A 12,687-nucleotide genomic window follows, 5' to 3' on the forward strand; every position below is an offset into this window, starting at 1 on the left:
ACGATGTCCCCCTTCCTACGAGCGTTCCGATGAGCGGGCGCCCCCCCTCGCACGCAGTCCAACCCAACCTCCAGCCGCTCCCGCGCATCCGCAACATCATCGCGGTGGGCTCGGGCAAGGGCGGCGTAGGCAAGTCGACGACGGCGGTGAACCTGGCCCTGGCACTGGCGGCGGAGGGCGCGCGGGTCGGCGTACTGGATGCCGACGTCTACGGCCCGAGCGTGCCGACCATGCTCGGTCTGTCCGGCCGCCCGGACAGCCCGGACGGCAAGTCCATCGAGCCGATGCGCGCCCATGGCGTGGAGGCAATGTCGATCGGGCTGCTGATCGAACAGGACACGCCGATGATCTGGCGCGGCCCGATGGCGACCTCAGCCCTCACCCAATTGCTCACCGAAACGCTGTGGGGCGGCGAGGAGGGGCTGGACTACCTGCTCGTCGACCTGCCGCCGGGCACCGGCGACATCCAGCTGACCCTGGCCCAGAAGATTCCCGTGGCCGGCGCGGTGATCGTCACCACGCCGCAGGACGTGGCCACGCTCGACGCCCGCAAGGCGCTGAAGATGTTCGAGAAGGTGCAGGTGCCCGTGCTCGGCCTGATCGAGAACATGGCGGTCCACGTCTGCTCGAACTGCGGCCACGCCGAGCACATCTTCGGCAGCGGCGGCGGCGAGCGGATGGCGGCGCAGTACGGCGTGCCGCTGCTGGGGGCGCTGCCGCTGGAGATCGGCATCCGCGAACAGGGCGACGCGGGGATTCCCGTCGTCGCCGCGCAGCCGGCCTCGACGGCGGCCGAGGCCTATCGCCAGGCGGCGCACAGGCTGGTCGAGGAGCTGGCCAGGCGGCCGCGCGCGGCCACGCCGATCTCGGCCTCGCTGCTGTAGCGGGATGGGCCGCCTCGTCGCGGCCGAATCGCCGCCCATGCCGGCGGCGCCGGCGCTTCGGCCCTACAATATCTCCCACGACCTTTAGGATTTCTGGATGAGCATCAAGAGCGACCGCTGGATCCGGCGGATGGCCGAGGGGCAGGGCATGATCGAGCCGTTCGAGCCGGGACAGGTGAAGACCGCCGCCGACGGCCACCGCATCGTCAGCTACGGCACCTCCAGCTACGGCTACGACGTGCGCTGCTCGCGCGAGTTCAAGGTGTTCACCAACATCAACTCGACCATCGTCGACCCGAAGCACTTCGACAGCGGCAGCTTCGTCGACATCGAGGCGGACGTGTGCATCATTCCGCCCAACTCCTTCGCGCTGGCGCGCACCGTCGAGTACTTCCGCATCCCGCGCGACGTGCTGGTGGTGTGCCTGGGCAAGAGCACCTACGCGCGCTGCGGCATCATCGTCAACGTGACGCCGCTCGAGCCGGAATGGGAAGGGCATGTCACCCTCGAGTTCAGCAACACCACGCCGCTGCCGGCGCGCATCTACGCCAACGAGGGCGTGGCGCAAATGCTGTTCTACCAGTCCGACGAGGTCTGCGAGACCTCGTACAAGGACCGCGGCGGCAAGTACCAGGGACAGACCGGCGTCACGCTGCCGAAGACCTGATCATTCGCATGGAGAGCAATTCAATGGACGAACAGAACCCGTACAAGAGCCCGGCGTCGCAGGTGATGGCGCTGCCCGGCGACGACATGACGGCGGCCGGGCGCTGGGTGCGCCTGGGCGCAGCCCTGATCGACGGCATTATCGCGATGGTGGTGACCTTGCCGCTGATGTACGTCGGCGGCTATTTCACGGAAGTCTTCGCGGCCGCGCAGCAGGGGCGGCAAGTCGGCTTCGGTCTGGTCCTGGTCTGGACGCTCATCGTCTTCGTGATTATCGCCGCGATCCAGGCCTACCCCCTGCATGCGACGGGGCAGACCTGGGGCAAGCGGGTGGTCAAGGTCAAGATCGTCGACCTGGCCGGCAACAAGCCGCCGCTGCTCAGGCTGCTGGCGCTGCGCATGCTGCCGATCAGCCTCGTCAGCGCGATCCCCTTCATCGGCGGCCTGCTGACCGTGGTCGACGCGCTGCTGATCTTCCGCAACGACCGCCGCTGCGGCCACGACCTGATCGCCGGCACCCGGGTCGTGCCGGCTGGCTGAAGCCGTCGCGAGGCATTCGTGCTCAGGGCTTCTGGTAGGTGACGAAGAAGCCCTGCAGATCGCCGTTCTCGATATAGGGTTCCACGCTGACCACCCTGTAGCCGCGCGTGGCGAAGGCCTGATGGGCCTTGCTCAGCGAATTGGCCGCGCCCTGGTTGCGGAAGCCCCAGCTGGCGTCGACCCAGATCGTCGCCGCGAGCAGGCCGTCGCGCGCGGCCTCGGCGGCGGCTTTGTCCGGGGATTTGTCGAAGAGGGCGGCCTGCGCGGGCGCCGCCGCCAGCAGTAGCGCCAGAAGGAGCGGTTTCATGGGGCTGATCTCGGAGGGATTGGGTGGAGAACTGTCCCGGAGATCGCGGTTGCCCGCAAGGGATCGTGAAAGCGCTCGGATGCCGGTCATCCAGGACCCCCTGGGGGCCAACCTGCTACCGCCGCCCGAATCCCGGTGGCATGAAGCATGCGCCGCCTGTCCGCGCGAACATCCAGGCGGCGCACGAGGCCGTCATTTGAACTTGATGGTCACTTCCGCGGCGATCTCGCGTCCCACCGGGCTATAGGCCGAGTAGAAATAGGGGTAGGTGTAGAAGCCTTCGTCGCGCGGCGAGATGTTGTCGAAGATGTTGTTGACGAAGAAGCGCGCGGACACCTTGTCCGTCAGCGACTTGCCGACACTTGCGTTCCAGATGAAGTAGGGGCCGATGCGTCCGGTCTCGAGCCAGTTGGGCAGCGAGCCGTAGCGCAACATGAACAGAGCCGCCGACCAATCGTCCTTTTCCCAGGTCAGCGTGCTGCGCACCCGGCTGCGGAAGTCGAAGTTCTGCAGGTCGTCGCGGCGGTCCCGGATAGGATCGCCGGGAAATTCGCGCCGCTCGGATTTCAGGGTGTGCGAATACGAGAGCGAGTAGTTGAAGCGGCCCCAGTGGTCGGTGTCCAGGCGGTAGCGCAAGGACGCATCGACGCCCGTGGTCCGCAGGTCGGCGGTATTGATGGGGCCGCGGACGATCTGGTTGATCGCTTCCGATTGGGTCGTGTCGTCCACCGGATTGCGGGTTACGCGCGCCAGCAGGTTCCGGCAGAACTCGGAATCGATGGCGTGCTGGAAGGGCTGGCGTTGCGGGGTCAGGCCAGTCCGGCAGCCGGCCTCGTTGTCCAGGATGTACTCCGAGCTGATGTCGGCGATGCTGTTCTCGAGCTTGATGCTGTAGTAGTCGACGGTGACCGACAGGTCGTTGGTGACGTCCCAGACGAAGCCCGTCGACCAGGAGTTCCCGGTTTCCTCCTCCAGGTCCCGGGTGCCGCGGCGGATGCCGAAGGGCGAGTACTGGTAGCGGGCCGGGGCGCCTGCCGCGGCGCAGACGTCCTTGGTCAATCCGTCCTGCAGGCAGCGATAGGTGTCGACGACCTGGGAGAAAGTGCCGCTGTCGCCCGCGAAGATGTAGTGCATGTCGGGCGCCTTGAAGCTGGTGGCGTAGTTCGCGCGAATCAGCAGGTTGGACAGCGGGCGCCATTCCAGGCCCGCGCCCCAGGTCTTGGCGTCGTTCACGCTGGTGACGTCGTCGTACTTGTCGAAGCGGCCGGCAAGGCTCGCCGTCAGCGAATCGAGCACCGGAATCTTCAACTCGATGCCGGCGGCGTAGCGGTTGCGGTCGCCTTCGCCGCCCGTGCCTGTCAGGTTGTAGATCTCGCGCCGCGTCGGCAGCAGACGCGGATCGGTCTTGAGGCTATAGGACTGCTTCGAGGCCTCGAGAATGCCGGCGAAGCCCACCGGGCCGGCCGGAAGCTCGAACAGGTCGCCCGTCACCGCGAAGTTGATGGAGTTGTTCTCGGACTTAGCGTCGTATTTCACCTGGGTGCTCATCCGCGCATAGTCCTCCGGCGAGATTCGCCCGTAGAACCGGTCCAGGTTGAGCTGGTAGATCGGAATGCCGGCATCGGTGGTGCCGAGCCGCTGGCCGAGGAAATACTCGGTGGCGCCCGCCACGGTCATGCGCGGCCGAGTGCGGTCGGAATCGTACTGCGAGCGGCTGAGCGTCACGTCCCAGTCGAAACGGTCGCCGAACGAGCCGTGCAGGCCGGCGGCGAAATCGTACGATTTCTCGACGAACCGCTGGTACGAGCCTTCCATTCCGCCGAAGGCGCTCGGGGTCATGTAGCGGATCGGCTGGATGCGAACGCCGAATTGCGGGTCGAAGAACGTGCCGTTGGGCTGCGGGCCGCCGAACCATTGTTCGTCGCCGCCGGTCAGCCAGGTCCTGGAGTGGTAGGCCATGGCGCTGGCCCAGGCGCTCAGGCCGTTGCCGAAGTCGTAGGTGCCGTACAGATAGGCCGACAGATCGTGCACTCGGTTGAGCACCGTCTGCTGCGCGGGTTGGCCGTCGTAACCGCAGCCAGGGCCGAGCCTGTTGCCGGTCGTGGTGCTGGTATACGTCCAGGGGCGCCATTCCGGGTTGGCGCTGCAGTCATACCCTTCCGGGAACAGGTAGGAGTTCGTGGTGCCGCCGCCCTGGCGGCGGATCTGCGCGCCGATCGGAGGCTGGTAGCCGCCGACGCCCGGCCTGCCGTTCACGCCAGGCGGGGCAGGGTTGTCCATGGCCGAATCCATGAAATCGCGCTGATAACCGAACAGCGGCTCCGCGTTGTAGGACTCGAACGCATAGGTCAGCGAGGAGCGCTCGCCGGTCTTGCCGCCCACCCATTGCACGTCGCCGATGTCGCGTCCGCCGCGCGTGGAGGTCTGCCCGCGGATCTTGAGCTGGTCGCCGTCGTAGTTGGTCTTGAGCACGACGTTGATCACGCCGGCCACCGCGTCGGAGCCGTAGATGGCCGATGCGCCGCCCGCGAGGATTTCGATGCGTTCGACGGCGGCGGCCGGGATGTTGTTGAAGTTCTGGAAATTGCTCTGGCCGTTGTAGGGGAACGGGTAGTCGGCGGCGCGGCGTCCGTTGACGAGCAGCAGCGTCCGCCCGGGGCCGAGGCCGCGCAGGTTGATCACGCCGGCGTTCGGCGTGAAGCCGCCGCTGGAGTTGAATTCGTTCTGTGCATCGCCGGTGGCCTGGGTCAGCGTTTCCAGCGCGTCCTGCACCGTGTTGAAGCCTTCTCGCTCGATCTGCTCGGAAGAAAGAATCGTGACCGGCGAAGGGCCTTCGATTTCGGAGCGCTTGATTCTCGATCCGACGACCGACACCTTGTCCAGGTTCGTGGCTTCCTTCGAGTCGGCATCGGCCGCGCCGGCGGCCTGTGGATCCGAAGTTTGCTGCTGCGCGGCGTCCTGGGCGAGTGCGGCGCCCGGAAGCAGCAATGCGGCGAGCAAGGCGGTGCCCAACGGACTGGGCCGCGGCCCAGCGAAGATCGTGGTCGTCATACTATTCCCCAGGTCAGTTTTTGTGTTCCCCCCAATGCGCGTGCCGCAATGCCGTCGGCGATCCGGACGCACGGTCTCGAACGTAGCACACCCTCAACCGCAGAGGCATGTTGCGTTAGAACATTTGGAAATAAGCGGCAAGAACGACGCACGTTCCGTGCGGCGGCGTATCCAGTTGGCGAGCGAGATCCTCGCTCAGAGCAGCAGCCCCTCGCGCAGCGCGTTGATGCGCTCGACCAGGGTTTCGGGGCTGTAGGGTTTGGCCGTCACGCGCCCCCACACCGGCGCGGGCCAGGCGGGATCGTGCTCGAAGCGGGCGATGACGTGGACGTGCAATTGCGGCACCAGGTTGCCGAGCGCGGCCACGTTGAGCTTGAACGGCTGGAACTGGTCGCGCAGCAGCCGCGCGGCGAGATCGATCTCCTCGGTGAGCTGGCGGCGCTGGTCGCTGTCCAGGTCGATCAGCTCGCGCGCGTCCGCGACCCGGGGCACCAGCACCAGCCACGGATAGTTGCTGTCGTCCATCAGCCGCAGCTCGCACAGGCCCAGCGCGATCACCGGATGCGTGTCGGCGGCCAGCTGCGGGTGCAGTTCGTAATGCGAGGGCGTTGCGTGCTTGCGCGACATGGCCGGCCTCTCTCAGGACAGTGCGGAACGGAACAGCGCCAGCGTGCGCGCGTGCGCCAGCTCGGCGCTGGCGGCATCGAAGACGCGGGGATCGACGTCGCGGTTGAAGCCGTGGCCGGCCGGATAGACGAAGACCTCGGCTTCGGGCTGCCGTTCGCGATGCCGGGCCACGTCCTGCGCCGGAATGGAATGGTCCTGCTCGCCGAAGTGGAACATCATCGGCGCGCGCAGGGGTTCGTCGAGGAACTGCACGGTGCGCGCGCCGTAGTAGCTCACCGCCGGCAGGCCGAGGCGGGTGTTGGCCAGGTAGGCGAGGGTGCCGCCCCAGCAGAAGCCGACCGCGCCCACGCGCAGTCCCGCGTCCCCGGGCGTGGCCGACAGCGTGCGCAGGTGGTCGGCGGCGGCCGAGACGATGGCCAGCGCGCGGTCGAAGCCCAGCGCGCCGATCAGCTCGCGGCCGCGCCGGAAGCCGTCCTCGCCGTAGTCCAGCTCGAGGTCGCGTTCGATCGGGTCGAAGAAGGCCGGGGCGAGAGCCAGGAAACCGTCGTCGCGCGCGTAGGCCTCGGCCACCGCGCGGATGTGCGCGTTGACGCCGAAGATCTCCTGGATAACCACCAGCGCGCCGCGCGGGGGGCCGGCGGGCCTGGCCAGCCAGCCGCCGACGGGGCCGACGCCCTCGACCTGGATTTCGATCTTCTCGCCCATGTGCACGACCTCGACAAGCGGTGCGGCCGGATTCTAGCGGAGCGTCCGCGAAAATCCCGTTGGCGCCGCCCGGCGCCGGACCCGTGGGCGCCGGGCCCGGGAAACGGGGGCGGCCGGACGCCTGCCGCTATAATTCCGCCTCGCCAGACGACCAGTTCCCATGTCACTAGCCAATCCCAAAGTCGGTTTCGTCAGCCTCGGCTGCCCCAAGGCCCTGGTCGACTCCGAGCGCATCCTCACCCAGCTGCGCGTGGAGGGCTACGACATCGTGCAGAGCTACGACGCGGCCGACGTGGTGGTGGTGAACACCTGCGGCTTCATCGACTCGGCGGTGACCGAGTCGCTGGACGCGATCGGCGAGGCGATGGCCGAGAACGGCAAGGTGATCGTCACCGGCTGCCTGGGCAAGCGCCAGGAGGTGATCCGCGAGGCGCATCCGGACGTGCTCTCGATCAGCGGCCCGCAGGACTACGGCAGCGTCATGGAGGCCGTGCATCGCGCCCTGCCGCCCAAGTACGACCCGTTCGTGGACCTGGTGCCGCGCCGTGCGGCCGAGGTCGACGAGGTCGGGGTCAAGCTCACCCCCAGGCATTACGCCTATCTGAAGATTTCCGAAGGCTGCAACCACCGCTGCACCTTCTGCATCATCCCCTCGATGCGCGGCGACCTGGTGTCGCGGCCGGTGGACGAGGTGCTGCGCGAGGCCGAGCGGCTGGTGCGCGGCGGGGTGCGCGAGCTGCTGGTGATCTCGCAGGACACCTCGGCCTATGGCGTCGACGTGAAGTACGCCGAGCGCGAGTGGCAGGGCAAGGCCTACCAGACGCGCATGCAGGCCCTGTGCGAGGGCCTGTCGGCGCTCGGCGCGTGGACGCGGCTGCATTACGTGTATCCCTATCCGCACGTGGACGGCATCATTCCGCTGATGGCCGAGGGCAAGCTGCTGCCCTACCTGGACATCCCGTTCCAGCACGCCAGTCCGCGCGTGCTGCGGCTCATGAAGCGTCCGGGTGCGGTGGACAAGACGCTGGAGCGCATCCAGCGCTGGCGCGCGATCTGCCCGGAGCTCACCATTCGCTCGACCTTCATCGTCGGCTTCCCCGGCGAAACCGAGGCCGAATTCGAGGAACTGCTGGATTTCCTCGACGAGGCGCAGCTCGACCGCGTCGGCGCCTTCGCCTATTCGCCGGTGGAAGGCGCCCGGGCGAACGCGCTGCCCGATCCGGTGCCGGAGGACGTGAAGCAGGAACGCCTGGCGCGTTTCATGGAGCGGCAGGCCGAGATCAGCGCCGTGCGCCTGGAAGCCAAGGTCGGCACGGTGCAGCGCTGCCTGGTGGACGCCATCGACGGCGATCTGGCGATCGCGCGCTCCAGCGCGGACGCGCCGGGGATCGACGGCGTGGTGCAGATCCAGAACGGCGCCGAGGCGGGGCTCAAGCCCGGCGATTTCGCCGACGTGCTGGTGATGGGCAGCGACGAATACGATCTGTACGGCGAGGCGCAGGCCGCGTCGTGAGCGGGCTTCAGCCGGCGGCGCCGTAGCGCACGTCGGTGATGCAGAAGCGGCGCGGGCCGCCGGGCAGCATCGCCTCGAATTCATCGTCGATGCGCTTTTTCAGCATCGCGCGCGCCAGCGGCGAGTCGATGCTGATCCAGCCGAGCCTGGCGTCGGTCTCGTCGGGGCCGACGATGCGGTAGCGGGTCAGTTCGCCGCTGGCCGCATCCTCAAGCTCCACGTCGGCGCCGAAGTACACCGCCTCGCGGTCTGTGGGCGGCGCGTCGACCACGCGCAGGCTCTCCAGGCGCTTGCTCAGGTAGCGCACGCGGCGGTCGATCTCGCCGAGCTGCTTCTTGCGGTAGGTGTATTCGGCGTTCTCGGAACGGTCGCCCTCGGCGGCGGCCGCAGCCAGCGCGCGCACCACCTCCGGGCGTTTCACCCGCCAGAGCTCGTCCAGTTCGGCTTTCAGGCGTGCATGGCCTTCCGGGGTGACCAGCGCGGTGCTTTTCTCGGCGGGCGGGCGCCAGCGGCCCACTCAGCCGGCGCTGCGCTTGAGGTTGTAGGGGAGGCTGCTCTCGATGGGCTTGCCTTCGATGTCGAGCTTGCGCAGTTCGTCCTTGCCGAGGATCTCGAACTGGCCGTCCTGCTCGTCCTTGCTGTTGGGATCGAGGCGGATGTGCTTGTTGGCGGCTTCCAGCGTCCAGGTGCCGTCGCTCTTGAGCGGTTCGGCCTTGCGCTCGAGATAGGTTTCCCGCAGGGCGTAGGTGCCGTCGGCCTTGAGCTCCAGGCGGGTGTCGATGCCCGGGCAGTCGGCGCAGGGCAGGGTGCCGGCGAATACGCCGGCGAAGCCCTTGACGTCGAAGTCCGCCGGCGGCGTCGCATGGTCCACTTCGGAGATCACGTCGGTCCTGTGCGCGTCCTCGGCTGCGGCGTTGGCATCGGCGGGCGCGGCCGCGGCATCGGCCGGCGGTGCGGCCGGCGCCTCGGCACCGTCGCGCTTGCACGCGGCGGTGGCGACGAGCAGGGAACACAGGGCGATTGCGATCAGGGTGTGCTTCATCGGGATGTTCCTGGGGATGTTCCGGGGTCGTGGGTCAGCGCTTGCCGCCGAAGATGCCGCCGAGGATGCCGCGCAGGATCTGCCGGCCGACCTGGCTGCCGACGGTGCGCGCGGTCTGCTTGGCCATGGTCTCGATCATGCCCTGGCGGCGCTTGGTGCCGAACACGGCGTCCTTCACCGCCTGGCCGATGCCGCCTTCGTCATGCGAGTCCTTCGCAGGAGCCCGCACATCCTTGTGCGGACTTTCCAATGCCGATTCCTTGTTGCCGGCGTCGGCGCCGGCCACGCGCGCGGCCAGCTTCTCGGCCGCCGATTCGCGGTTCACGGTCTGGTCGTACTTGCCGCCGACCGGGCTGCCGGCCATCGTCTGCTTGCGCTCGGCCTCGGTGATCGCGCCCATGCGGCAGCGCGGCGGCGCGATCAGGGTCTTTTCCACCGGCATCGGCACGCCCTTGTCCTGCAGCGTGGAGACCAGGGCCTCGCCGGTGCCGAGCTGGCCGATGGTCTTGGCCACGTCCAGGTTGGGATTGGCCACGAAGGTCTCGGCGGCGGTCTTGACCGCCTTCTGGTCGCGCGGGGTGAAGGCGCGCAGCGCGTGCTGCACGCGGTTGCCGAGCTGGCCGAGCACGTTGTCGGGCACGTCGTCGGGGAACTGCGAGCAGAAATACACGCCCACTCCCTTGGAGCGGATCAGCCGCACCACCTGTTCGATGCGCTGCTGCAGCGCGGCGGGCGCGTCGTCGAACAGCAGGTGGGCCTCGTCGAAGACGAACACCAGCTTGGGCTTGTCCAGGTCGCCCACTTCCGGCAGGTTCTCGAACAGTTCCGAGAGCAGCCACAGCAGGAAGCTGGAATACAGGCGCGGCTTGAGCACCAGTTGGTCGGCGGCCAGGATGTTGACCACGCCGCGTCCGTCGGTGGTGGTGCGCATGATGTCGGCCAGCTCGAGCGCCGGCTCGCCGAAGAACAGGTTGCCACCCTGCTGCTCGATCTGCAGCAGCGCGCGCTGGATGGCGCCGATCGACTGCGTGCTGATCAGTCCGTACTTGGCGGAGATGTCCTTGCGGTTCTCGCTGGCGTAGGCGAGCAGGGCGCGCAGGTCCTCCAGGTCGAGCAGCAGCAGGCCGTTGTCGTCGGCGAGCTTGAAGACGATCTCCAGCACCCCGGCCTGGGTGTCGTTCAGCTCCAGGATGCGCGCCAGCAGGGTCGGGCCGACCTCGCTGATGGTGCTGCGCACCGGGTGGCCGAGCTTGCCGTACAGGTCCCAGAACACGACCGGGCTGGCTTCGTTCCTGTAGTCGGGGACGCCGATCTGCTTGAGCCGCTCCTGCAGCTTCTCGCTGTCGGTGCCGGCTGCGGCCAGGCCGGCGACGTCGCCCTTCACGTCGGCCATGAACACCGGCACGCCCAGGCGCGAGAAGCCCTCGGCGAGGGTCATCAGGGTGACGGTCTTGCCGGTGCCGGTGGCGCCGGCGACCAGGCCGTGGCGATTGCCGAATTTCGGCAGCAGGAACACCTGGCCACTGCTTTCCGGCAACGAGCTGGCGGTGGTCACCGCCTTGCCAACGAGAATGGGGTCCATGGGGGCGCCTGTCGAAGGGGACGCCGATTCTATGCCATGGCCGCGCATGGCGCCGTACGGCGGCCGCCGCTCCGCTCGTGACGTGCTGCGGTTGCCGCATCGCGGGCAACGAGGCTACCCTCGCTACCCCCCTTTTTCGCCGCAGTTGCCGTCCGATGCCCGTTGCCGCCAGTCTCCAAATGCGTTCCGCGCCGCTTTTCGCCGCCATCGCCCCGATCCTGATCCTGCTGGTCGCGCCGGCCGCGCAGGCGCTGTCCAAGCGCGACGCCGCCGGCGTCCAGGCGATCGACCAGCGCATGGCGGCGGCGGAGAAACGCTACCGGGACGCCCTGGTGAAGATCGGCAACAACGATCCGACCGGCGTGCCGGAAAGCAACGCCGCGCTGGAGGACATGGAGGACGCGGTCGACGCCTGCGTGAAGCAGAAGGGCTGCCAGGTCGGGCAGCAGCTGGCCGCCTACAAGCGCCTGCTCAAGCTCAACGCCGACGCCGACGCCGCGCAGGCCGACAGCGACGACGACGACCCGATGAACCCGGACCCCGACCATGCCGGCGACGTCGGCCTGGCCGCCGACGTGCCGGAGGCGGCGCGCGCGGCCAGCCTGCTCGACGACCGCAGCCACCGTTTCGACAAGATGGTGCAGTACAACCCGGCGGTGCAGGCCGGCATCCGCCGCTGGCTCACCGACATGCGCGGCTCGCTGATCCAGAGCTACGAGAACTACGCCTACATGCGCCAGCTGATGTGGCCGTCCTACGAGCGCGCCGGCCTGCCCGAGGCGCTGCTGTTCGGCATCATGGCCAAGGAATCCAACGGCAAGGTGCACGTCACCTCGCGCGCGGGCGCGGCCGGGCCGATGCAGTTCATGTACGCCACCGGGCTGCGTTTCGGCCTGGGGCCGGACGCGACCGGCTTCGATACCCGCTACGACCCGCACGCCGCCGCCGAGGCGAGCGCGGCCTACCTCAACGAGCGCATGGGCGAGCTCAACCGCAGCATCGAGATGGCCCTGGCTGCCTACAACGGCGGCGAGGGGCGCGCGCTGCGCGTCTACAACGGCAGCGGCGGGCGCGGTTTCTGGGACGCGGACGTCTACAACCAGTTCCCGGCCGAGACCCGCGACTACGTGCCGATGGTGATCGCCGCGGCCTGGCTGTTCCTGCATCCGAAGAAGTACGGCCTGACCTTCCCGAAGGTGGAAACCAGGCCGGCGCAGCTGCGCCTGCAGCAGCCGTCCTCGATCTACGAGCTGACCATCTGCCTGGGCAACGCCGGCACCCGCGAGGGCTTCATGCGCGCGCTGCGCAACCTCAATCCGCGCTACCAGTCCGACAGCTGGCTGCCGGCGGGCACCAGCCTCAACGCGACCACGCAGATCGCCGGCCTGTACAGCCGCCACTGCATCAACGGCCCGCGCGCGCAGCTGGCCAAGCAGCTGGTGATGAGCGACCCCACCACCGCGATCGTGCGGACCGGACCGCTGACCACGCTGCCGGTGTCCCCGCCCGCGGGGCTGGTCGGCGCGCCCGCCGGCCCGGGGCCGGGCGCGGGCAGCGCCGTGGCCACGTCCGCGATGCAGACGCCGGCCGCGCCGGCGCCGCGCAAGACGCCGCGCGAGCACCGTGTCGCGCGTGGAGACACCCTGGTCTCGATCGCGCAGCGCTATTCCTGCGACACCAAGTCGCTGGCCAAGGCCAACGGCATCAAGGGGCCGCGCTACGCCGTGCACGCCGGGCAGCGCCTGACGCTCAGCGGCTGCAGGCAATAGC

General features: G+C 68.4%; 12 protein-coding genes. 5 read left to right on the forward strand and 7 right to left on the reverse strand.

Annotated elements, in window-relative coordinates; translation table 11 throughout:
- Positions 1-29: 29 nt before the first annotated feature.
- The 3 genes from apbC (at position 30) to MD221_RS00355 (ending at position 2,090) form a co-directional block, all read left to right on the forward strand.
- The gene (gene apbC / locus MD221_RS00345) at positions 30-884 is read left to right on the forward strand and encodes an iron-sulfur cluster carrier protein ApbC (RefSeq protein ID WP_242106895.1); all 855 of its coding nucleotides are present in this window, start codon (positions 30-32) and stop codon (positions 882-884) included.
- A gap of 97 nt (positions 885-981) precedes the next feature.
- A complete protein-coding gene (gene dcd, locus MD221_RS00350) occupies positions 982-1,551 on the forward strand; it encodes a dCTP deaminase (RefSeq protein ID WP_242106897.1) in 570 nt (189 codons plus the stop codon).
- Positions 1,552-1,574: 23 nt separating this feature from the next.
- Positions 1,575-2,090: an RDD family protein gene (locus MD221_RS00355; protein ID WP_242106899.1), complete on the forward strand. Its 516-nt coding sequence runs from the start codon at positions 1,575-1,577 to the stop codon at positions 2,088-2,090.
- 22 nt (positions 2,091-2,112) lie between these two features.
- On the opposite strand, the gene MD221_RS00360 is transcribed toward MD221_RS00355, so the two are convergent.
- The 4 genes from MD221_RS00360 to MD221_RS00375 all read right to left on the reverse strand — a co-directional run bounded on the left by MD221_RS00360 (position 2,113) and on the right by MD221_RS00375 (position 6,780).
- Positions 2,113-2,397 (reverse strand): hypothetical protein, encoded by a 285-nt coding sequence (locus tag MD221_RS00360; protein WP_242106900.1) that lies wholly within the window; start codon positions 2,395-2,397, stop codon positions 2,113-2,115.
- A 192-nt stretch (positions 2,398-2,589) separates the two neighbouring features.
- A complete protein-coding gene (locus tag MD221_RS00365; protein ID WP_242106902.1) occupies positions 2,590-5,448 on the reverse strand; it encodes a TonB-dependent receptor plug domain-containing protein in 2,859 nt (952 codons plus the stop codon).
- A 195-nt stretch (positions 5,449-5,643) separates the two neighbouring features.
- Positions 5,644-6,075 carry an HIT domain-containing protein gene (locus tag MD221_RS00370; RefSeq protein WP_242106904.1) on the reverse strand — a complete coding sequence of 144 codons (432 nt, stop codon included), beginning with the start codon at positions 6,073-6,075 and terminating at the stop codon, positions 5,644-5,646.
- A 12-nt stretch (positions 6,076-6,087) separates the two neighbouring features.
- A complete protein-coding gene (locus MD221_RS00375; RefSeq protein ID WP_242106905.1) occupies positions 6,088-6,780 on the reverse strand; it encodes a dienelactone hydrolase family protein in 693 nt (230 codons plus the stop codon).
- 160 nt (positions 6,781-6,940) lie between these two features.
- Between MD221_RS00375 and rimO the strand changes: the two genes are divergently transcribed.
- Positions 6,941-8,293: a 30S ribosomal protein S12 methylthiotransferase RimO gene (gene rimO / locus MD221_RS00380; protein WP_242106907.1), complete on the forward strand. Its 1,353-nt coding sequence runs from the start codon at positions 6,941-6,943 to the stop codon at positions 8,291-8,293.
- 7 nt (positions 8,294-8,300) lie between these two features.
- Here rimO and greB read toward each other — a convergent pair whose 3' ends face one another.
- From greB to MD221_RS00395, 3 genes are read right to left on the reverse strand one after another with little or no spacing between them, the layout of a single operon-like run.
- A complete protein-coding gene (gene greB, locus MD221_RS00385; protein ID WP_242106909.1) occupies positions 8,301-8,810 on the reverse strand; it encodes a transcription elongation factor GreB in 510 nt (169 codons plus the stop codon).
- Positions 8,811-9,335 (reverse strand): copper resistance protein NlpE, encoded by a 525-nt coding sequence (locus MD221_RS00390; RefSeq protein ID WP_242106911.1) that lies wholly within the window; start codon positions 9,333-9,335, stop codon positions 8,811-8,813.
- A 34-nt stretch (positions 9,336-9,369) separates the two neighbouring features.
- Complete coding sequence (locus tag MD221_RS00395; protein WP_242106913.1) at positions 9,370-10,917, reverse strand: helicase HerA-like domain-containing protein; 1,548 nt, start codon at positions 10,915-10,917, stop codon at positions 9,370-9,372.
- A 155-nt stretch (positions 10,918-11,072) separates the two neighbouring features.
- On the opposite strand from MD221_RS00395, the gene MD221_RS00400 reads away from it, so the two are divergent.
- A complete protein-coding gene (locus tag MD221_RS00400; RefSeq protein ID WP_242106915.1) occupies positions 11,073-12,686 on the forward strand; it encodes a transglycosylase SLT domain-containing protein in 1,614 nt (537 codons plus the stop codon).
- The last annotated feature ends 1 nt before the right edge of the window (position 12,687 follow it).

The sequence above is a fragment of the Luteimonas aquatica genome, from assembly GCF_022662575.1.
GTDB classification, from domain to species: Bacteria; Pseudomonadota; Gammaproteobacteria; order Xanthomonadales; family Xanthomonadaceae; genus Luteimonas; species Luteimonas aquatica.